Genomic DNA, 21,281 nt, shown 5'->3' on the forward strand with positions numbered 1-21,281 from the left:
CACCATGAACGGGATCGCACAACGGCTTGAAATCGAACAGTTCATCTGCCGCAGCGACAATTATGGCGTCCTGATCCACGATCCCCAAAGCGCACTCACCGCATCCATTGATGCGCCCGATGCAGCGGCGATCGAGGCCGCGCTGAAACGGCGCGGCTGGACGCTCGATTTCATCTTCACAACGCATCACCATCTCGATCACGTCGAGGGCAATGATGCGCTGAAGGCGAAATACGGCGTCAGCATCATCGGCCCCAAGGCCGAAGAAACAAAGATTCCCGGCATCGACCGCACGGTGAAGGACGGCGACGAATTCACCTTCGGTCTCTTCCGGGTGAAGGTCATTGCGACACCCGGCCATACGGCGGGCGAAGTGTCCTATTATCTTCCCGATGCGAAAGCCGTCTTCACGGGCGATACGCTGTTCGCGCTCGGTTGCGGGCGGCTTTTCGAGGGAACGCCGCTCACCATGTTCCAGTCGTTGCGGAAGCTGGTTGCGCTTCCCGGCGATACGGCGGTTTATTGCGGTCATGAATATACCGAAAGCAATGCCCGATTTGCGCTCACCATCGACCCCGCCAATTCCGCCCTCAAGGAGCGTGTCGCCGAGATTGCGCGGCTCCGCGCCGCCGATCGCATGACATTGCCGTCAAGCATTGCGCTTGAAATGGCGACCAATCCCTTCCTGCGCTGGCATGATGCAGGCATTCGCAGCCGCCTCGGCCTGCAGGATGCACCCGACGAAACCGTGTTTGCCGAAATCCGCAAGCGCAAGGATATGTTCTGACATATGCTATTGCTATTTGAGAGCGCGAATCGTTCCACAGTTCGAGGATAGAAGAATGACGGTGTTTTCCCGTTTCAAGATTGCAGGCTGCGCCGTTTTCCTCGGCCTTTTCCCCATTGGCCTTTCTCTTGTCGCCGTGCCCGTTTCCACAAGCGTCGCGTTTGCCGACGACCTGCTTGATGTCGCACCGAAGCAAACGCCTGCCGAAATCAACAATTTCAAGCTGAGCGAAGATTTCCTGTCGCGCATGGAAAAAGTGCAGGAACAGCTGGGCGGTATGGAACTTTCAGCGACGGAAGAGGAAGGACAGGATGCCACGCCTTCCTTCGACAAGATGGTGAAGAGCGTCGAATCCCGCCCGCAGGTCGTGGAAGTGCTCAAGGCCCAGAACATCACGCCGTCCGATTATATTCTCGGCTATTTCGCCCTGATGAGCAGCCTTGCAGCAGCTGATGCCGAAAGCGAGCCGCAGTTGGTGGACGAGTTAAAGGACATCAATCCCGAGCACCTCGCCTTTGGCAAGCAATATAGCGAACGCATCCGCGTTCTGATCGGCGAGTAACACGGCTCGAAGGAAGAGAGACGAACCGGCGGTTTCGCCGGTTCTTTTGTTTTATCGCACCGGTTGCCTCAGAAGCCGCAAAGCATTGATTGTCACAAGAACGGTGGCACCAGTATCGGCCAGAATTGCGGGCCAGAGGCCTGTAATACCCAGCACGGTGGTCACCAGAAAGACAGCCTTCAATCCGAGCGCTATGGCAATATTCTGATGGATATTGCGCATGGTTCGCTTGGAAAGGTCGACCATTGCTGCCACATCGCCAACCCGGCCATGCAGAACCGCAGCGTCGGCCGTTTCCAGCGCCACATCCGTGCCGCCACCCATGGCGATGCCGACATCGGCGGCAGCAAGGGCTGGCGCATCGTTGATGCCGTCACCAACCTTGGCGACGATCAGACCTTCTTTACGCAACTCACCGACAATACGCTGCTTGTCTTCCGGCAGAAGCTCAGCCCGCACTTCGATCCCGAGATCGCGTCCGATTGCTTCCGCCGTGCGGCGATTGTCACCGGTCAGCATAACGGTGCGAATATTGGCCGCTTTCAATTCCTGCAAACCGGCAATGGCATCAGCGCGCGGTTCATCACGCATGGCGATTGCACCGGCAATCTTGCCATCGGCGACAAGGACAGAAACGGTCTTGCCTTCGTCGTTGCAAGCAGCAATGCGGCTCGCCAGTGCGTCCGGAATGGCCGCAATATCATTGGCGGCGCGGCGCGACCCCAGAAACAGGTCCATTTCACCAACCGCCCCAGACACACCCTTGCCGCCATGGGCCTTGCCCTGCGTGATGACAGACAGTTTCAGGCTGCGCTGTTCTGCAGCACCGACAATCGCCAGCGCCAGCGGATGGCTTGAGCCCGCATCCAGAGACGCGGCAAGACGCAGCACTTCATCCTCGGACAAGTCGCCTGCAAGAACATCTGTCACCTTCGGCTTGCCCTCGGTCAGCGTGCCGGTCTTGTCGAAACAGGCCGCCGTGATCTTGCCGATGGTTTCCAGCACAGCGCCGCCCTTCATGAGAAGGCCGCGCCGGGCACCCGACGACAGAGCCGCTGCAATTGCAGCAGGCGTGGAAATGACCAGCGCACAGGGGCAACCGATCAGAAGGATCGCAAGACCCTTGTAAACCCATTCATTCCAGTCACCACCCGCAACAAGCGGCGGCAGAATGGCGACGAGCGCCGCCACAACCACAACGCCCGGCGTGTAATAGGTCGAGAAACGATTGATGAAACGTTCGGTCGGCGCCTTGGCTTCCTGCGCTTCCTCGACCAGCCGCACAACCCGGGCGATGGTATTGTCCTGCGCGGCAGCCGTGACCCGAACCCGCAACACGCCGTCGCCGTTGATCGTGCCAGCAAAAACCGTGTCGCCTTCGGCCTTCCCGACCGGAGTGCTTTCACCGGTGACCGGTGCTTCATCGACAGCGCTCTCGCCCGTCAGGATTTCACCATCCGCAGGCATACGGTCGCCGGGGCGCACGGAAATCACATCGCCGACCGCCAGACTGTCGGCGGCAACTTCCGTGGTCGCACCATTTCTCTCAAGGAAGGCAGTCTTCGGCACCAGCGCAGTCAGGGATTGAATGCTGGCACGCGCCTTACCCGCAGCAACGCCTTCCAAAAGCTCACCGACCATAAACAGAAACACGACGGCTGCTGCTTCCTCGGTTGCGCCGATAAACATTGCGCCGATGGCGGCAATGGTCATCAGCATCTCGATTGAAAATGGCGTGCCGTTGATGGCCGCCATATAGGCACGCTTGGCAATCGGCACGAGACCGATCAGCATCGCAGCAGTGAAGGCCCAAAGCGCGATGGACGGATAAAGATGTCCGACAATATAGGCCGCGATCAGCCCGCCGCCACAGGCCAGCATCATCTGACCCTTTTTCGAACGCCACCACGGCAGCGGCTTTGTCGGCCCGGTCGCCTTTGGTGCAGAAATGGCACCGGGGACAACGGTTTTGGCAAGGGCAGTCTTGTAGCCCAGCGCCGTCACTCTGCCGGCGATTTCGTCGCTCTTCGCCGTTCCATCATGGTTGACGGTCATTGCGCCATTGGTCGCGGAAACGGACACATCCGTCACGCCGGACAGGCGCCGCACGGCGGTATCGATCTTGGCCGCACAGGATGCACAATCCATGCCATCGACCTGAAAGCGGAAACTGTTGGACGTTACGGCAATAACCTTGTCGTGGGCTTCATGATTGTGTTCATGGGCGTGATCATGATGGCCGCCGCACGCACTGTGGTCGTGGTCGTGGTCGTGGTCGTGGTCGTGGTCGTGGTCGTGGTGAGAATGATCGTGCGAATGCTCATGCTTCACCAGTGCTTTTTCCTTGACGGTTTTTTCGGGGGCCATCGGCTCCACACCATAGCCGAGGCTGCGCACCTTGCTTGCGATCTTGTCGAGATCGCCTGTTCCATCATGGCTGACGGTCATCGTGCCTGCCGTGACAAAGACGGACACATCCTCGATACCGCGCACGCGCCGCACGGCAGTATCGATCTTGGTTGCGCAGGATGCGCAATCCATACCGTCGATGCGAAAGCGAATCTGGTTCAATGTTTCACTCATGATCTGCTCTTTTCAGCACTGCTCTTGAATTGTGTTGAGCAAGGTCTACATCCTCTAGTGACTAGAGGAGCAAGCGGAAAATGATCATGAATGTATCGATCGGAGAAGCATCGAAAGCGAGCGGCGTCAAAGTGCCGACGATTCGTTATTACGAGCAGATCGGCCTGCTGCCCTCACCGCCGCGCACTGATGGCAATCGCCGCCTCTATGACCGGCAGGATGTCCAGCGGCTGCTTTTCATTCGCCACGCACGCGATCTGGGTTTCGAGGTGGATGCGATCCGCACACTTCTCGATCTTCAGGATAATCCCGACCAATCATGTTCGGCGGCCGATGCCATTGCACGCGCACGCTTGAGTGATGTCGAACACCGCATCGCAAAACTGCTGTCGCTAAAAACCGAATTGCAGCGCATGCTGGAATGCACTGCACATGGCCGCATCGACCAGTGTCGCGTGATCGAAATTCTCGGCAACCATGAGGAATGCGTGCACCCGAAGCATTAACTGGGACCGGCTGCCGGTCAGTTCACCTTGGAAAAACGGGTGGCTTCGATCTTGAGCGTGCCGATCTGCGTGCCGATTCGCGCCACGACGGGCGCATAGATGCCCGAATTGCCGAGCGATGCGAAGGAAATCGTGATCCGGCTGCGATTGCTCAGATAATCGATAGCCTTCTTGCCCTTCTGATATCCGGAAATCGGAACGAACTTTGCCGAGCAGACGACCGATTCGCCGGTAAAGCCGTCGGTCGTGAACGATTCGGTGCCATTGAAGGAAAGCTTGATCTCCGCGCGGGTCTGACCGTCGAAAACGCTCAGCGACCGGTCACAGACCGCCCGACCGTTCTTTGCAGGTATCATGAGCGCGCTCAGCGGATCGCTCACATTGAGAAAGTCCTGCGGTGATGTTTCCACCCACGGGTCGCGCTTTTTCACCGGAGGCTGGTTTTCTGCCGCGACGACATTGCCATTGGCGAAGCGGATCGTCGTGCTCTTGTTCTTGCGGCCATGCTTATAGGCGAGATCGAAGCTCTTCGGCACGACCTTGCCCCCAACGGCGCTCCCGGTAACGTGCACGGTGCCGTCCGTATCGTCGAACACACGCGCCAGACCGGAAGTCAGAAAACGGCCATTGAGATTGTAATTGGCGCCATTGACCGTGGTTTCTATGGCAGACCGCGCAATCGAAAGTCCGAAAATGGAAATATCGTACTCGGTCCGATAAAGATCGTTGGCCCTGGCCGGTCCGCTAGCAATCATTGATCCCGCAAAGATCAGGCCCGCAAAGGTCAACACACCATAATGCGCCAGCCGCTGCCAGACGGGCTTCAACTCATGCGACGGTTCGATCATGCGCGCATTCCTTTCGCTAAAGCACGTCGTGGAAAAGAGGACCGTTTTCCATAAAGACATGCGTAAAGACAAAAACTCAAAGCAAATTCGCTTTATCCTATCTTGCGACTTGTTTTTCGCCTGATCGTCTCCTGATGGTTTTCAACCACATTGAAACGCCCAGAAGTTGCGTGGGATTCTTCGATACAGTATCTGTGTAAGCCAAGCAAAACTGGCGAAGTTATGATCGCAAGCTTTCGTGAAGACCGTGCGAAAGCCGGAAAACCGCGTCTTTTCGCGATGGATACGGAATCTCACTTGACTGCAACGGCTGCTGTCACTATAGAAACGCGACTTTCCCAATAGGCCGCCTGTCCGAGATCGCGCGCCAGCAGCATCAAACTGCGTTGATTGCTTGAATTCGGACATTCGGGTCGGGGCCTGAAGAACGTAATTGAAGGTGAGACCAAAATGTCCCGCGCTTGTGAATTGACCGGCAAGTCGGTCCAGTACGGCAACAATGTCAGCCACGCGAACAACAAGACGCGTCGCCGCTTTCTGCCGAACCTCTGCAATGTTACGCTAATGTCCGAAACGCTCGGCCAGAGCTATCGCCTGCGCGTTTCTGCCAACGCTCTGCGTTCGGTTGAACATCGCGGCGGTCTCGATGCGTTCCTCGTCAAGTCTGACGACAAGGAACTCTCGCAGCGCGCTCGCCTGCTGAAGCGTCAGATCGCAAAGAAGCAGGCTGAAGCAGCAGTCGCTGCCTAAGCTTCCGGCCAAAAATTTCGACAAAAAAGGCCGGCTTTTGTCGGCCTTTTTTGCTGGTTCCATCACCCAGGATAAAAAAATGTCAATCGAGACACCTTCTTATTCCCGGCTTATGCCTGCGATACTAGCCATGTGCGTGGCAGTTGCCGCGTCGAACATACTTGTCCAGTATCCATTCCAGCATTTCGGCCTCGGTGAAGTGCTGACCTACGGCGCCTTCACCTACCCCATCGCCTTTCTGGTCAATGACCTGACGAATCGCCGCTTCGGCCCCGCTGCCGCGCGCAAGGTCGTCTATGCCGGTTTCGTGCTTGGCGTCATCATGTCGGTCTGGCTCGCCACGCCGCGAATCGCGATTGCCTCCGGCTCCGCCTTCCTTCTCGCACAGCTGATGGACATCACAGTCTTCGACCGCCTGCGTCGCAAGACCTGGTGGAAGGCTCCCTTTGCTGCCGCCATGTTCGGTTCGGTGCTCGATACAATCCTGTTTTTCTCGATTGCCTTCGCAGCCGGTTTCGCCTGGATCGACAAGCTGACCGGAATGCCCGATTCGTCGCTTGCCGAACCTGCATCCTTCCTCGGCCTTGGCGTGCCGCTCTGGGCCTCGCTTGCTTTCGGCGACTTCTTCGTGAAAGTCATTATGGGAACGCTGATGCTGATCCCCTATGGCGCAATCCTCGCCGTCTTTGCCCCGACGCTTTACGCGCCAAACCGGACAAACGCTGGCTGATATTCTCGAGGATTCACGATCCGTTGAACGCAACGAAAACCGGTTTTCCTCAATAAATATCCCCTGTATGAACCGCTCTCCGACAGACCGCAGGTTTTTCCTGCGGCCTTTCTTTATCGAAACGGATTTTTATATTACGTATAGAAAGCAAAGGACGCCTGAAATTATTCACACGTCGGCTTTCCTCTTTCGGTTTGACTATATTTATATTTAGGTAAGGATTGATTAAAGGTCCTTGAATAAGGAAAAACTTCCACTCGTCATTATTACCGGCGCAAGCTCGGGCATTGGCCTTGCCGCTGCAAAAATGTTTGCCCATCGCGGTCATCCATTGCTGCTTCTGGCGCGCCGACTGGACGCGATGGAAAAGCTCAAGCTGCCAGACACGCTCTGCAAATCCGTCGACGTCACTGACCGCAAGGCGCTTGCGGCAGCCGTCCAGGAAGCCGAAGCCAAGTTCGGTCCTGCCGATGCTATCATCAATAATGCCGGTGTGATGTTGCTGGGTGAAGTGAGCAAGCAGAACCCGGATGAATGGGACCGAATGCTGGAGGTCAATGTCAAAGGCCTTCTCAACGGCATTCATGCTGCCTCGGCTGGCATGGCTGCGCGCAAGCCCGGCACAATCATCAACATCAGCTCGGTGGCTGGCCGCAAGACCTTCGCCGATCATGTCGCTTATGTTGGCACGAAGTTCGCCGTGCACGGCATGTCGGAAAACCTGCGCGAAGAACTTTCGCCACATAATGTCCGTGTCGTGACGATCGCGCCGGGTGCCGCGGAAACGGAACTTCTGAGCCATACCAGCGACGCCGGTATCAAGGCCGGTTACGAAGCATGGAAGAAAGAAATGGGCGCGCCTGTGCTTTCAGCCGACGATGTGGCTCGCGCCATTCTCTATGCCTATGAACAGCCCAGGGCGTGTGCATACGCGAAATCGTTCTGGCTGCAACCAAACAGCAGGCATGAAAAAGGGCGCTTCAAGCGCCCTTTTCTATTCCTGATTTTATCGTCCGCCAGCGCGGCGCCGTCCCCTGCCCGAGGCTGCAGCACCCTGCTCCTCGAACAGCGAGGCGAGCTGCTCCGTCATCGCGCCTGCCAGTTCTTCCGCATCAACGATGGTGACAGCACGCTGATAATAGCGCGTGACATCATGGCCGATACCGATTGCAATCAACTCCACCGGAGAGCGTGTTTCGATCTCTTCAATCACGGCGCGCAGATGGCGTTCGAGATAGTTGCCCGGATTGACGGAAAGCGTCGAATCGTCGACGGGGGCGCCGTCCGAGATCATCATCAGGATCTTGCGTTGCTCGGGACGCGCCAGCAGCCGCTGATGCGCCCAGATCAGCGCCTCACCGTCGATATTTTCCTTGAGCAGGCCTTCGCGCATCATCAGGCCGAGATTGCGCCGTGCCCGCCGCCAGGGCGCATCGGCGCTCTTGTAGACGATATGGCGCAGATCATTGAGGCGACCCGGATTGGCAGGCTTGCCGCGTCCAAGCCACGCTTCGCGTGACTGGCCACCCTTCCACGCCTTGGTGGTGAAACCGAGAATCTCCACCTTCACACCGCAACGCTCCAGCGTGCGGGCCAGAATGTCCGCACAGGTCGCGGCGACCGTGATCGGACGGCCGCGCATGGAGCCGGAATTGTCCAGAACCAGCGTCACGACCGTATCGCGAAAATCCGTATCGCGCTCCTGCTTGTAGGAAAGCGGCTGCGTCGGATCAATGACGATGCGCACCAGACGAGCCGAATCGAGATAGCCCTCTTCCAGATCGAAATCCCAGGAGCGATTCTGCTGCGCCATCAGGCGGCGCTGCAAGCGGTTGGCCAGACGCCCCACCACACCCTGCAGATTGGCAAGCTGCTTGTCGAGGAAGCTGCGAAGGCGGTCTAGTTCCGCCTCGTCGCAAAGATCCACCGCTTCAACCTCTTCATCGAACTCTCGCGTGAAGACCTTGTAGTCGACATGTTCGGCAAAATTGGCGAAAGGCTGGTTCGGACGGCGTGTATCGCCCGGCGTTTCCGCGTCGATATCGTCGCTGTCATCCATGTCGTCGGCAGAAGCATCGGCGGCGTCCATTTCGCCCTGGTCGCCTTCATCGCTCGAACTGTCGGATTCTTCGCTTTCAGCGGAATCGGAACCTTCCTGGCTCTCGTCGCCACCTTCCTCATTTTCGTCGGAATCCGGCGTCTGCTCGTCGTTCTGCTCTTCTTCGTCGCTCGGTTCTTCCTGCGACAGCTCCTCCGCCATATCCATGGAGGCGAGCATGTCACGCACCGTGCGCGCAAAGGCCTGCTGGTCTTCGAGATTGTCGCCAAGCCGCGCAATGTCGGCCGCAGCCTTCTGCTCGATCCACTCCCGCCATAGCTCGAGCACCTGTCCGGCTTCCGCAGGTGCGGACCGTCCGGTCAGCTTTTCACGCAGCAGAAGCGATACGGCTTCCTCAAGCGGCGCATCTTCCTTGGCGGTAACTGCGGAGAAATTGGCTTTCGAATATTTGTCCGCAAGCATGGTGGTGAGATTATCCGCCATGCCTGCCATGGCGCGGGCGCCGATAGCTTCCACACGCGCCTGCTCGACAGCGTCGTAAATCGCGCGCGCCTGCTTTCCTTCCGGGGCAAGGGCCGCATGAATGCGCGGATTGTGACGTGCCTGACGCAGCGCCATGGAATCGCCGAGGCCACGGGTGACGGCGATGTCGTGCGCAGTCGGGCGCTTCGGCAGATCGGGAAGACGGGCGCGATTGGCGCTTAATGCCGGGCGGTCGTTGGTGAACGCCACTTCCAGCTCATGCTCACCGGAAATGGCGCGGACACAAGCCGTTAGAGCGCGCTTGAACGGTTCGGAATCCACCGGTCCCGGTTTACGCTCGCGCGAATTATCGCCTATTCCTGACTTCTGGCCCGACATATGCCTATCCTGACTTCGCTTTCAAGCAAGGGCGAAGCTCATCGCCCCTGCATCAGACAGTGCGCTGCCGCCGGACATGCTCAGGCGGCAGGCTTCTTCCGCATCAAGCGAGAACGATATTCGCTGCCGATTCGGGCAGCTCAACGCCGAAAGCGCGCTGATAGAACTCGGCCACGATCGGGCGTTCCAGTTCGTCGCACTTGTTGAGGAAGGTCAGGCGGAAGGCAAAGCCGACATCGTTGAAGATCGCGGCGTTTTCGGACCATGTGATGACCGTACGCGGGCTCATGACGGTCGAGAGATCGCCATTGATGAAGGCCTGACGGGTCATGTCGGCCACGCGCACCATCTTATTCACAATCTCGCGGCCTTCGGCATTCTGGTAATGCTTGGCCTTGGCGAGAACGATATTCACTTCATTGTCGTGCGGCAGATAGTTCAGCGTCGTCACGATGGACCAGCGGTCCATCTGCGCCTGGTTGATCTGCTGGGTGCCGTGATAGAGGCCGGTCGTGTCACCGAGGCCGACGGTGTTGGCAGTGGCGAACAGACGGAAAGCCGGATGCGGATGGATAACGCGGCTCTGGTCGAGCAGGGTCAGACGGCCCGAAGTTTCCAGAATGCGCTGGATCACGAACATCACGTCCGGACGACCCGCATCATATTCGTCGAAAACGAGAGCCACATTGTGCTGATAGGCCCAGGGCAGGATGCCGTCCTTGAATTCGGTGACCTGCATGCCGTCTTTCACGACGATGGCATCCTTGCCGACGAGATCGATACGGCTGACATGGCTGTCGAGGTTGACGCGCACGCAAGGCCAGTTGAGGCGGGCTGCGACCTGTTCAATATGGGTCGACTTACCGGTGCCGTGATAACCGGAAACCATCACGCGGCGGTTATAGGCAAAGCCTGCAAGGATCGCGAGCGTCGTCTGACGGTCGAAAAGATAATCCGGATCAAGCTCCGGCACATAGGAATCGCCTGCCGCATAGGCTGGCACCGTCATGTCGGAATCGATCCCGAACACTTCGCGCACCGAAACCGTTGTATCCGGCAAATTGGCTATATCCCGCTCAACCTTGTTCATCATGCCTCCAGAGCGGCAGGCAGCGACCGGCCGCGAATTAATACCGGCAAGCTACCGACCGGCAACTTTCACCCGTGGGCATGTTTTTCCGGCGAGCCGGACGGTATGCCCCTTCCGTAATTCGTTGCGGGCATCCGTGCTTGCGTCCACGCAATCGCGCGGCAGAAGAATGTCCGTCGGAGCTGTCGGCGACAGCCCCATAGTCGGCCTTTCAGACCCAAACAGGCTTTAGCAAAAACCTGCCTGCTTGAGCAATTGATAAGCCTGAATAACATCGCGAAATCTTTCTTCCGATCCGCGATCACCACCATTCGCATCGGGATGGTGCTGTTTTACCAGCTCTTTATAGCGCGCCTTGATCTTATCGCCAGTCGAATTTGGTTCAAGACCGAGTGTCGCCAGCGCCTTTATCTCGAGCGTACGCGGCTTGCGCTGCGCTTTCTGGCCCGGCGCATGTCCCTTGGCTTCCTTGAAAAGGTTGAAGGGATCGCGGATGCGGTTGTGATAGGAGGCCGAACCGGAACGCACCTTCGCCATGTCCGGCGACGTGCGCGGCTTGGCGGTGGAGTTCGCCGTCGTCGACCATGTCGGCCGATGACCCGTGATCGCATCCTTCTGGAATTTCGCGATGTCGCCATCGGAAAGGCCAGAGAAGTAATTGAAATTCTTGTTATATTCCCGCACGTGATCAACACAGAAGCGGAAATATTCACCTTCGCGCATGCGTCCGACAGGCGCGCGATGCGTGCCTGGCTTGTCGCACCCGTCCCACTGGCAGCAAGGCCCCGAAGCCTTTGCTTCCGCAGTCTTCTTGGGCTTGATGCGGATACTGTCGAAAAATTTTGAGTTCGTTGTCATCGAATCGAATTATGCGGATTATGAGTTGCTGAACAAGAATTGACATTTCGTCCGGTCTGGCTTTTGGCCATTTCAACTGGGCGAAATTTTGAAGCAGGTTGCTTTCCTGTGCGGATTTGCCCCATCTTTCGCTGCCGAAGCAACGTTATATGAGGCACAGCATCTATATGGGGAGAAGTGGTCCAAATGTCCATTCACAATAGCAAACAAAGCGTGATGGAAGCGAAACTGACCACGACTTTCGCTCCCGAACGGCTTGAAGTCATTAATGAAAGTCATCTCCACGCCGGGCATCATCATGAAGAGCGCGGTCATCATGAAGTCTATGACGGCACCGGCGAAACACACTTTCGCATCCGTATCGTTGCCCAAGCTTTTGCCGGAATGAGTCGCATTCAGCGCCACCGCGCCATTAACGAACTTTTGAAGGAAGAACTGGATAGCGGCGTCCATGCACTTGCACTGGAGCCTTCCGCTCCTGGCGAAGCAACGCGGCGCTGAGCAGCTTCACGACTATCCATCACTCGGCATCCGGCCTCGACATGCCGTCCCAGACGGGCACGTCTCTTCCCCTGATCAGATCCGGCATAAACCCTGGAATATATACAAAGGCGCCCTTTCGGGCGCCTTTGTATATATTCCAGATAGATCGAACTTTGAGGAGAGAAGAAATTCCAGGATAGTATCTATTGCTAGTACCAATAGACCAAGACTGTATTTCTCTAATTATAAAACAGGTCGTAGGCGATTTTCGCCGCAGTTTTCGTATCCAAACATAAGCCATATATAATGGATGCCACCGGATTATTAGTAGCCTTATTGTTGCCAAAAACAATTGTATAGAAGAGTATATTTTCAATAATTTCAAAAGAATTTTTTTCTATTACTAGTAGTTGTATCCGCCATATATTAGACTAGAATAATATTATATCGTTTTATTATTACTTATATTTAATACTGAAACGCGCACAAGAAACCGGAAAAAACAACGCCAGCCCGGCCAGATTTTCCGGCCGAAAACTGGCTTTAATCTGGGATTAAAATATTCAGAAACAAAGTGTTAGGTGGAAACTGCTCCCGTGATAGCTTTCAGCGCGGAAGCGCTGCAACTATGGGCGCAGGCTTTCCATCGGCATCAAGTGGCACGATGCGCAGCCGTGTCAGGCGATTCTTTTCCTTCTTCAGGACGGAAAAGCGCTTCCCGTAAAAGGTGAAAGCCTGTTTCACTTCTGGAATGGTCTGGGTCTCATGAATGACCAGACCGGCAATCGTTGTCGCTTCCTCATCCGGCAAAGACCAGTCAAGCGCGCGGTTGATATCGCGAATCGGCAGCGATCCGTCGACAATCACCGAACCATCCGGCTGCAGGCGAACGCCCTGGATTTCGATATCGTGTTCGTCGGCAATATCGCCGACGATTTCTTCCAGAATATCCTCAAGCGTCACCAGTCCCTGCACGTCACCATACTCGTCGACGACGATGGCGATATGCGCCTTGCGGCGGAGAAACGCGTCGAGTTGGTCCTGCAACGTGGTCGTGTCGGGCACGAACCACGGCTTGCGCGCGACCTTCATGATGTCGATGCGCTTGAAATCATTGTCGACGTCGTAAAGCGCGCGCAGCAGGTCCTTGGTGTGAATAATGCCGACAATATTATCGATATCGTCGCGCCAGAGCGGCATACGTGTATGCGGGCTGGCCAGAATATCGCGCACGATCTCATCCGCCGGAGCATCGGCATTGACGGTGCCCATCGAGGTCCGGTGCACCATGACGTCGCTGACTTCCAGCTCCTTGAGGTCGAGCAGGCCGCCCAGCTGGTCGCGATCTTCCTTGATGAGCGACTTGTCGCGATGCAGCACCTCGACCGCACCACGCAATTCCTCTTGCGGGCTCAACATGGACCGACCGGCGGCAAGATTGATGCCGCAAAGCTTCAGGATCGCGCGCACAATGCGGTTCACCGCACTGGAAATCGGGCCGAGGATCAGGACGACCAGCGACACGCCGCGTGCAACGGCAAGCGAAAACCGGTCTGGGCCGGAAATCGCCCAGGATTTCGGCAGCACTTCCGCGAAGATGACCAGAATGACCGTCATTGCCAGCGTGGCATAAGCAACGCCCGCATCGCCGAACAGGTTCAAAAAGATGCTGGTGGCAATGGAGGACGCCAGAATATTGGCGAGGTTGTTGCCGATCAGAAGCGCACCGATCAGCCGGTCGCGACGACTGATGAGGCGCTGGACCAGCCCTGCGCGCTCATCGCCATTATGTTCGAGCGTGTGCATCCGGGCTCGAGACGCCGCCGTCAGCGCCGTTTCGGACCCGGAAAAGAATGCTGAGAGAATGACGCAGAGCAGGATGATGCCGCACATAACCCAGAGCTCGAAAGCCATCCGCCTTATCCTCTTATTTCGTTTCCAGACGTTCTTTCAAAAATTCCAGCACTGCGGCTGGCGGCACGTCCTTGGCAATAAAGGACTGGCCGATGCCGCACGTCAGGATGAAGGTGAGCGCACCACGCGCCACTTTCTTGTCCTGCGCAATATAATCCATCAGCTTTTCCGCCGGTGGCAACCCGCCCGGAACATCCGACAGCCTGTATGGCAGCCCGACGGCTTTCAGATGCGCCTCAACGCGCTCCGCATCCTCGATGCCGCACAGGTTCATCTTGACCGAGAAGCGATGGGCCAGCGCCATACCGATAGCGACACCTTCACCATGCACCAGACGTGTCGAATCGTAGCCCGTTGCCGTTTCCAGCGCGTGGCCGAAAGTATGGCCGAGATTGAGAAGCGCCCGATCGCCGGTTTCGCGCTCGTCGCGCGCGACAACGGCTGCCTTGCAGCGGCAGGATTCAGCGATGGCTTGCGTCCGTGCCGCCCCGCCGGAGAAGACCTCCTGCCAGTTCTGTTCCAGCCATTCGAAAAAATCCGGACGGTCGATCAGGCCGTATTTCGCAACTTCGGCGTAACCGGCCCGGAATTCACGCGGGCTCAGTGTGTCGAGAACCTCCGTATCGGCCAGAACCAGCTGCGGCTGATAAAAGACACCGACGAGATTTTTACCATGTGCCGTGTTGATCCCGGTCTTGCCACCGACCGAGGAATCTACCTGCGACAGGAGAGAAGTCGGCATCTGCACGAAATTCATGCCGCGCCGCACGATACCGGCGACGAAACCCGAAAGATCGCCAACCACACCGCCGCCAAATGCCACGACCGCGTCGCCGCGCTCCAGACGCGCCGCCAGTACGGCATTGGTGACGGTTTCCAGCGTGCCGAAGGATTTGGACTTTTCGCCCGGCGCAACAATCACCGGCGTCACATCGATACCGGCCTTGGCGAAGCTTGCTGTCAGGCGCTCCAGATGCGCCTTGGCAACATTTTCGTCCGTTACCACCGCCACGCGCACGCCTTTCAGACGCTTCGCCAACTCCTCGCCTGCACGATCCACCAGCCCCTTGCCGATCAGAATATCGTAGGAGCGGTCACCAAGTGACACGGGAACAGTGGTAACACCTAGAGCGGTGGAAGGCACGTTCATGCGTAGTCTCCAATACATGCGGCGAAGACATCGGTGGCTTGTTCTACCGGACCGATTATGCCTCTAATCTTTCGAGATGATCCGCCAGAACATCGAGCAGTTCGGCAGCGATCACTTCCTTCTTGTCATCCCGCGTCATCAGCTGAAGGTCGGCCAACGCATAGACGGGATAACGTTCATTCATCAGCCGCAGCATGACGCCGCGCGGATCGCTGTTTTTCAGCAGCGGGCGGTTCTGGCGGCGCGATACGCGCTCCATCAGAATATCGATTTCCGCATTGAGCCAGACGGAAACACCTGCACGACCGATTGCCGCGCGTGTTTCGGCATTCATATAGGCCCCGCCGCCGGTGGCCAGAACCATCGGTCCGTCTTCGAGCAGGCGCATGATGACGCGACGTTCGAGATCGCGGAACTCGACCTCGCCATATGCTTCAAACAATTCAGGAATGGTCATGCGGGAAACCGCTTCGATCTCCGTATCGGCATCGCGAAACGGCAGGCCGAGCAAGGCTGCAGCCTTGCGTCCGACGGTGGATTTGCCTGCGCCCATCAGCCCCACGAGCACTACGACTTTCGAACCGAGAAGATCGCGGATCAGCTCCGCTTTCTCATGTAGATTGTTTTGTTTTGTCGTGCTGCTCATTGACCTCGTCCATTTGCTCCGGTTCCACATGAAAAACAGGACGACGTCAATTGCTTTGATTGGTTTTCAGGGCGTGCATGGCCGCAAGCAAGGCTTTTTTGCATGATTGGGCTCTTGTCTCCTCTTTCATTCCTCCTCCTTGCTTTCGTCCCAATGCCACAGCATAAAAGATGAATGCCTACGCTAACGCGCCTCGTCCTCTTTGTCGCCCTTGTCGCCGCCGTCGTTTATGGCGCGATGTATGCACTTGCCAATTTCGTTGAGCCGGACACACGCGAGATCACTGTCGAAATACCGGCTTCGAAGCTGAAACCGGTCACGATTATTCCTCCGCCAGCTCCCGCAGCCGAGCTTGCCCCTGCGGAGACCGCCGATACGGCGCCCCAATCGCCGCAGACACCGCAGGAGTGACGATGCGCGCATCGCTGGCGATCGAGAACTTTCTGGAAATGATGAGCGCCGAACGGGGCGCGGCGGAAAACACGCTTGAATCCTACCGGCGCGATCTTGAGGCGGTGGCAGAGGCGCTGTCGGCCCGAGGCGTCAATCTTGCCGAAGCGGGAGCGGACCATATTCGCAGCGCCATCGATGCCATGGCAACGGAAGGTTTTGCCGCAACATCGCAAGCCCGACGTCTGTCGGCGCTACGCCAGTTCTTCCGCTTTCTCTATTCGGAAGGTTATCGGGAGGACGATCCAACCGGTACGGTCGATGCGCCGAAAAAGCAGAAGCCTTTGCCGAAAATCATGAGCGTTGAGAACGTCACAAAACTACTCGACCGCGCAGCACTTGAAACCAGCGAAGAAGCGGAACCGGCCGAGCGCTTCAAGGCGCTGCGTCTTCACGCTCTCATTGAAACACTTTATGCCACCGGCATGCGCGTTTCCGAACTTGTCGGCCTGCCGGTCGGCGTTGCGCGCACCGACCACCGCTTCCTGCTGGTTCGCGGCAAGGGCTCCAAGGAACGCATGGTTCCGCTTTCGCCCAAAGCACGTGAGGCGCTGCAGCGCTTTCTCGCCTTGCGGGATTCCCTGCCCGGCAGCGATGATAATCCATGGCTGTTTCCGGCTTTTTCGGAAAGCGGCCATCTGGCGCGTCAGGTTTTTGCCCGCGAACTGAAAGGGCTTGCCGCACGGGCAGGATTATCGGCGGCAGCCGTTTCACCGCACGTGCTTCGCCATGCCTTTGCCAGCCATCTGCTGCAGAACGGTGCCGATCTGCGTACCGTGCAGCAATTGCTCGGCCACGCCGACATTTCAACGACGCAAATCTATACGCATGTGCTGGAGGAAAGACTGCATAAGCTTGTCAGCGAGCATCATCCGCTTGCCGATTAGCCTCTGTCCGGTTATGAGAAAGTCGAAAATTTGCAAGATGAGCCAGTAGTGAATATGTAAAGCGCCGTAAAATAGCCTTTTTCCGGCTCGCAATAGCGCTAATCCCTTTGGAAAAAGCACGAACAGTCAGGCCCGATGTACAACTATCTCGATTTTGAAAAACCCGTCGCCGACCTCGAAGGCCAGATTCTGGAGCTGAAGAAGCTCGCACAGGAACAAGGCAGCGTCGAGATGAGCGACGAGATTCGTCGCCTCGAGAAGCGTTCGGCCGATGCGCTGAAGGACATCTATCGCAAGCTGACACCATGGCAGAAGGCGCAGATCGCCCGCCATCCGGACCGTCCGCACTGTCTGGAATATATCGACCGGCTGTTCACCGAATTCACACCACTTGCCGGTGATCGCAAGTTCGCCAATGACGAAGCCATTCAGGCTGGCTTCGGTCGCTTCAACGGTCAGGCCGTCGCGATCATCGGGCAGGAAAAAGGTTCCGACACCAAGACGCGCCTGAAGCACAATTTCGGCTCGGCACGCCCGGAAGGCTATCGCAAAGCTGTCCGCATCATGGAAATGGCGGACCGTTTCCAGCTGCCGCTCATCACCTTCGTCGATACCGCAGGCGCTTATCCAGGTGTCAGCGCCGAGGAACGCGGTCAGGCCGAAGCCATTGCCCGCTCGACGGCAGAGTGCCTCCGGCTGCGCGTTCCGGTCATCTCGATCATCATCGGTGAAGGCGGTTCTGGTGGCGCAATCGCCATCGCCGTTGCAAACCGCGTCTATATGCTTGAGCATTCTATCTATTCGGTGATCTCGCCCGAAGGTGCTGCGTCGATCCTCTGGCACGATTCGACCCGCGCCAAGGATGCCGCTTCCAACATGCGCATCACCGCACAGGATTTGTTCGATCTCAAGATCATCGACGGCATCATTCCCGAACCTATGGGTGGCGCGCATCGCGGCAAGGAAGCCGTCATCGATGCGGCTGGCGACATCATCACCGCGTCGCTGCGTTCGATGAAGGATATCGATGGCGAAACGCTGAAGCAGGAACGCCGCCAGAAATTCCTCGAAATCGGCCGCAACATCTGATTCTCACCGAAAATTGAAGCGCCTCCCGAAAAGTGTAATGCGGTTTTCGGAGTGAGATGCGCGGCTCAAAACAAAAAGAAGACCTGTCCGGGAGGCCTCGCGCCTCCCGGATTTGCATCATGCTGCAAATTCGGCCATATTGCCGACGCGCTGGATTTCAAAGCATGTCGCGGAAAAGTGGAAACCGGTTTTCTGGAACCGACATGCTCCAGAAAATAAACAGCTAAAGCGCATCGCAAAGATATGATAGAACGCGACGCGCTTTAGCTATCTGAGCAAGGATTTATAAACGATACCGTAAGGTTTCAGTTTTAAAATTCGACGTTCAGGAAATTGGCTTTTGCTCATAAAGTCTCTGGCGTAGCTCTAACAGACTCGATGCGACATGAAGATCAGAACCGCAATTCTAGGCTCCGTAATGACAACCGCGCTCCTCGCGGGCTGTCAGGGTTCGTCCGTATCCGATCTAAGCCTCCGGGCCGAGAAGCCGCTTCCCGAGAAAGTCGTTGCCAAGATGAAGGCGAAGGGCATGACCCGCACCTCGCCGATCATGGTGCGCATTTTCAAGGAAGAAGGCACACTCGAGGTCTGGAAGCAGAAGAACAACGGCAAGTACGACCAGATCGCGTCCTACGACATCTGCAAATGGTCGGGCAAGCTCGGGCCGAAATATATCGAGGGTGACCGTCAGGCGCCGGAAGGTTTCTACAACGTCCGCCCCGCCCAGATGAATCCGAAATCGAGCTATTATCTCTCGTTCAACATCGGCTTCCCCAACGCCTATGACCGCGCCAATGGCCGCACGGGCCAGCACCTGATGGTGCATGGCGCATGCTCGTCGTCGGGCTGTTACTCGATGACCGACGAACAGGTTGCCGAGATTTACGCCTTCGGTCGCGACGCCTTCAAGGGCGGCCAGCGCGACTTCCAGATTCAGGCATTTCCGTTCCGTATGACGGCCGCCAACATGGCGCGATACAAGAGCGACCCGAACTATTCCTTCTGGAAGATGCTGAAGCAGGGCTACGACTCTTTCGAGGTCACCAAGGTGCCACCAAAGGTCGATGTCTGCGAGAAGCGCTATGTGTTCAACGTCGCGACACCGGACGGCCAGCCTCTGTCCGCAACGGACGCCTGCCCGCCTTCGGCTGGCGGCGAGGCCATGTCCTATGCGTCTTACGAAAAGACCTACCAGTCGGCATTCAGCGCCAGCCAGAAGGCACCGGCACCGTCCATTCAGGGCATCGCCGAAGCCAAGCTCGTCTCCGCCTGGAGCGCTGCGCGTGCACGCGGTGAAAAGGTAACGCGGGAACCGCCGTCACTCACCGCTTCTTCCGCTGAAAAGGCGGGCGCACCGGACATTCGCCCGGCAACGCCAGCCGCACAGCCGACAGCCATTGCTGCAACGCCGCAACCGGCTGCTGTTCCGGCTCAGCCGACGACACAGACCGCAGCGGTGCCCGCACCACAGCCAAACCCGGCTGCAGCGCAGGCTGCTCAGTCTGTTTCACCCCAGGTCTCTCCAATGACGACCGCCAGCACGGTGGCGCAGAATGTCGAACAGCCGGCAGCTGTCGCAGCCCCCGAACCGAAGAAGCCATGGTGGAAGATCATCGGGAACTGATGGCCTTGCAGGATGACATTCCTGTCTACGACCTAAGGGGGCTTAAATGCCCCCTTCCGGTTTTGAAAACCCGCAATCGTCTGGAAAAAATGCCGAGCGAAGCGCTTCTCTGGGTGGAAGCGACCGATCCGCTGTCCGGCATCGACATCCCGCATTTCTGCACGCTGGAAGGCCACGCCCTGGTCGCGCAGGAACACCAAGGGACGTTGCATCGCTTCCTTATTCGTAAGAAATAAGTATCAGCTCCGGGGCGAAAAACCCGGAATAGCCAGCGGATTTTCCATCAGCGCGGCACGGTCTGGCCTATCGAGCGCAGGACGCCCCAAAAACGCATCAAAAAGCTCGCGAACATAGGTTTCCGGCAGATCCTTCACGATCATCACCAGAAGCGTTTCCCGCTTATCCTGCGGCCATTGCGGCAGGCGTGCTGGCGGATGGAAAATTTTCTGCACCCCATGAATCACGACAGGGCGATCCGGGTCTTCGGCAATCTGCACGATCCCTTTCACACGCAGAAGCTTCTCTCCATGCGTCGAACGCAGAAGATCCAGGAACATGTCGAAGGTCGATAGCGGGATCGGCGCATCGTGACGAAGCGAAAAGGACCGGATCGCATCGTCATGGTGATGATGATGGTCGTGATCGCAATCCGGCCCGCAAACATGGTCATGCCCATGAGAATGCCCGTGATGCGAATGCCCATGATGGGAGTGGTCATGATGACCATCCTCATAGGCTTCCGCTTTGAGCCAGCGCTGCACGTCCGCCGATTTCGTTTCCGGATTATAGAGACCGCATTCAAAAAGCGCCGCATAACCCGTGCGCTCTTCACCGGCTTCCAGAATGTCTGCGCCGGGATTGAGCGCATGAAGACGCGCCTTCAAGGCTGCCAGTCCTGACTGCGCTTCCGGCAGATCGGTTTTGGTCAGCACGATGCGGTCGGCCATTGCCGCCTGCTTGACGGCTTCCTCGTGATTGTCGAGCGTCGCCATGCCGTTGACGGCATCCACGGTCGCCAGAACACCGTCCAGCCTGAAAGCCTGCATGAGCACCGGATGCCCCATGATCGAATGCAGCACCGGCGCCGGATCGGCGAGCCCGGTGGTTTCGATGATGACGCGCTTCAGCGCCTTGATGCGCCCGGTCTGGAGCCGGTCGATCAGGTCGGCCAGCGTATCCACCAGCTCGCCGCGCACCGTGCAGCACAGGCAGCCGTCGGAAAGCTCGATCACGCCCTCGCTCGCCTGCTCAACCAGCAGATGATCAATGCTGATCTCGCCGAACTCGTTGATGATGACCGCCGTATCGCTCAGCGCCGGATCTTTCAGAAGCCGGTTGAGAAGCGTCGTCTTGCCTGAACCAAGAAAACCGGTCAGCACGGAAACGGGAATGGGATTCGGCATA

Annotated in this window: 20 protein-coding genes and 1 pseudogene; 12 read left to right on the forward strand and 9 right to left on the reverse strand. The window is 57.3% G+C overall.

The genetic code is table 11. The features are described 5' to 3' along the window. The first annotated feature begins 4 nt into the window (after window positions 1–4). Both gloB and AAE521_RS15860 read left to right on the forward strand, forming a co-directional pair. Entirely contained in the window at window positions 5–787 is a 783-nt protein-coding gene (gene gloB, locus AAE521_RS15855; RefSeq protein WP_342061804.1) for a hydroxyacylglutathione hydrolase, read from the forward strand. Between the two features lie 55 nt (window positions 788–842). Further along, window positions 843–1,349, forward strand: a complete 507-nt coding sequence (locus AAE521_RS15860; protein WP_061344549.1) for a hypothetical protein — start codon at window positions 843–845, stop codon at window positions 1,347–1,349. A gap of 51 nt (window positions 1,350–1,400) precedes the next feature. On the opposite strand, the gene AAE521_RS15865 is transcribed toward AAE521_RS15860, so the two are convergent. After that, on the reverse strand, window positions 1,401–3,932 hold the full coding sequence (locus AAE521_RS15865; RefSeq protein ID WP_342061805.1) for a heavy metal translocating P-type ATPase: 2,532 nt from the start codon (window positions 3,930–3,932) through the stop codon (window positions 1,401–1,403). An 80-nt stretch (window positions 3,933–4,012) separates the two neighbouring features. Here AAE521_RS15865 and AAE521_RS15870 point away from each other — a divergent pair, with 80 nt between their 5' ends. Further along, window positions 4,013–4,438 (forward strand): MerR family transcriptional regulator, encoded by a 426-nt coding sequence (locus tag AAE521_RS15870; protein ID WP_012091121.1) that lies wholly within the window; start codon window positions 4,013–4,015, stop codon window positions 4,436–4,438. Window positions 4,439–4,455: 17 nt separating this feature from the next. Here the strand turns inward: AAE521_RS15870 and AAE521_RS15875 are convergent, their stop codons facing one another. Next, entirely contained in the window at window positions 4,456–5,286 is an 831-nt protein-coding gene (locus AAE521_RS15875; RefSeq protein ID WP_342061806.1) for a DUF3108 domain-containing protein, read from the reverse strand. Window positions 5,287–5,736: 450 nt separating this feature from the next. Here AAE521_RS15875 and rpmB point away from each other — a divergent pair, with 450 nt between their 5' ends. The 3 genes and pseudogenes from rpmB to AAE521_RS15890 all read left to right on the forward strand — a co-directional run bounded on the left by rpmB (window position 5,737) and on the right by AAE521_RS15890 (window position 7,735). Continuing rightward, window positions 5,737–6,036 (forward strand): 50S ribosomal protein L28, encoded by a 300-nt coding sequence (gene rpmB / locus AAE521_RS15880; protein ID WP_010657607.1) that lies wholly within the window; start codon window positions 5,737–5,739, stop codon window positions 6,034–6,036. 79 nt (window positions 6,037–6,115) lie between these two features. After that, a complete protein-coding gene (locus tag AAE521_RS15885; protein ID WP_029929650.1) occupies window positions 6,116–6,766 on the forward strand; it encodes a queuosine precursor transporter in 651 nt (216 codons plus the stop codon). Between the two features lie 235 nt (window positions 6,767–7,001). After that, window positions 7,002–7,735: pseudogene (locus AAE521_RS15890) on the forward strand (SDR family oxidoreductase). 37 nt (window positions 7,736–7,772) lie between these two features. Here AAE521_RS15890 and cobT read toward each other — a convergent pair. The 3 genes from cobT to AAE521_RS15905 all read right to left on the reverse strand — a co-directional run bounded on the left by cobT (window position 7,773) and on the right by AAE521_RS15905 (window position 11,634). Then, a complete protein-coding gene (gene cobT / locus AAE521_RS15895) occupies window positions 7,773–9,686 on the reverse strand; it encodes a cobaltochelatase subunit CobT (protein ID WP_342061807.1) in 1,914 nt (637 codons plus the stop codon). A 103-nt stretch (window positions 9,687–9,789) separates the two neighbouring features. Continuing rightward, window positions 9,790–10,776, reverse strand: a complete 987-nt coding sequence (gene cobS / locus AAE521_RS15900) for a cobaltochelatase subunit CobS (protein WP_010657611.1) — start codon at window positions 10,774–10,776, stop codon at window positions 9,790–9,792. A gap of 228 nt (window positions 10,777–11,004) precedes the next feature. Next, window positions 11,005–11,634, reverse strand: coding sequence for a J domain-containing protein (locus tag AAE521_RS15905; RefSeq protein WP_010657612.1), 630 nt, complete (start codon window positions 11,632–11,634; stop codon window positions 11,005–11,007). A gap of 186 nt (window positions 11,635–11,820) precedes the next feature. Here AAE521_RS15905 and AAE521_RS15910 point away from each other — a divergent pair, with 186 nt between their 5' ends. Beyond that, window positions 11,821–12,135 carry a BolA family protein gene (locus tag AAE521_RS15910; RefSeq protein ID WP_342061808.1) on the forward strand — a complete coding sequence of 105 codons (315 nt, stop codon included), beginning with the start codon at window positions 11,821–11,823 and terminating at the stop codon, window positions 12,133–12,135. A 588-nt stretch (window positions 12,136–12,723) separates the two neighbouring features. Here the strand turns inward: AAE521_RS15910 and AAE521_RS15915 are convergent. From AAE521_RS15915 to AAE521_RS15925, 3 genes are read right to left on the reverse strand one after another with little or no spacing between them, the layout of a single operon-like run. Further along, entirely contained in the window at window positions 12,724–14,031 is a 1,308-nt protein-coding gene (locus AAE521_RS15915) for an HlyC/CorC family transporter (protein ID WP_010657614.1), read from the reverse strand. A gap of 13 nt (window positions 14,032–14,044) precedes the next feature. Next, window positions 14,045–15,181: a 3-dehydroquinate synthase gene (gene aroB, locus AAE521_RS15920; protein ID WP_342061809.1), complete on the reverse strand. Its 1,137-nt coding sequence runs from the start codon at window positions 15,179–15,181 to the stop codon at window positions 14,045–14,047. Window positions 15,182–15,236: 55 nt separating this feature from the next. Further along, entirely contained in the window at window positions 15,237–15,827 is a 591-nt protein-coding gene (locus AAE521_RS15925) for a shikimate kinase (RefSeq protein WP_010657616.1), read from the reverse strand. Window positions 15,828–16,001: 174 nt separating this feature from the next. Here AAE521_RS15925 and AAE521_RS15930 point away from each other — a divergent pair, with 174 nt between their 5' ends. The 5 genes from AAE521_RS15930 (at window position 16,002) to AAE521_RS15950 (ending at window position 20,113) form a co-directional block, all read left to right on the forward strand. Next, on the forward strand, window positions 16,002–16,238 hold the full coding sequence (locus AAE521_RS15930; protein ID WP_342061831.1) for a hypothetical protein: 237 nt from the start codon (window positions 16,002–16,004) through the stop codon (window positions 16,236–16,238). A gap of 2 nt (window positions 16,239–16,240) precedes the next feature. After that, window positions 16,241–17,164 (forward strand): site-specific tyrosine recombinase XerD, encoded by a 924-nt coding sequence (gene xerD, locus AAE521_RS15935; protein WP_342061810.1) that lies wholly within the window; start codon window positions 16,241–16,243, stop codon window positions 17,162–17,164. Between the two features lie 135 nt (window positions 17,165–17,299). After that, window positions 17,300–18,253, forward strand: coding sequence for an acetyl-CoA carboxylase carboxyltransferase subunit alpha (locus AAE521_RS15940; RefSeq protein WP_071632609.1), 954 nt, complete (start codon window positions 17,300–17,302; stop codon window positions 18,251–18,253). A gap of 385 nt (window positions 18,254–18,638) precedes the next feature. Then, window positions 18,639–19,877: a L,D-transpeptidase family protein gene (locus tag AAE521_RS15945; RefSeq protein ID WP_342061811.1), complete on the forward strand. Its 1,239-nt coding sequence runs from the start codon at window positions 18,639–18,641 to the stop codon at window positions 19,875–19,877. Beyond that, a complete protein-coding gene (locus AAE521_RS15950) occupies window positions 19,856–20,113 on the forward strand; it encodes a sulfurtransferase TusA family protein (protein WP_342061830.1) in 258 nt (85 codons plus the stop codon). The genes AAE521_RS15945 and AAE521_RS15950 overlap by 22 nt, the downstream gene beginning before the upstream one ends. Before the next feature lie 3 nt (window positions 20,114–20,116). Here AAE521_RS15950 and AAE521_RS15955 read toward each other — a convergent pair whose 3' ends face one another. Beyond that, entirely contained in the window at window positions 20,117–21,280 is a 1,164-nt protein-coding gene (locus AAE521_RS15955; protein WP_342061812.1) for a CobW family GTP-binding protein, read from the reverse strand. Window position 21,281 lies beyond the last annotated feature (1 nt).

Origin of the sequence: Brucella cytisi (assembly GCF_038433355.1) — a bacterium.
GTDB classification, from domain to species: Bacteria; Pseudomonadota; Alphaproteobacteria; order Rhizobiales; family Rhizobiaceae; genus Brucella; species Brucella cytisi.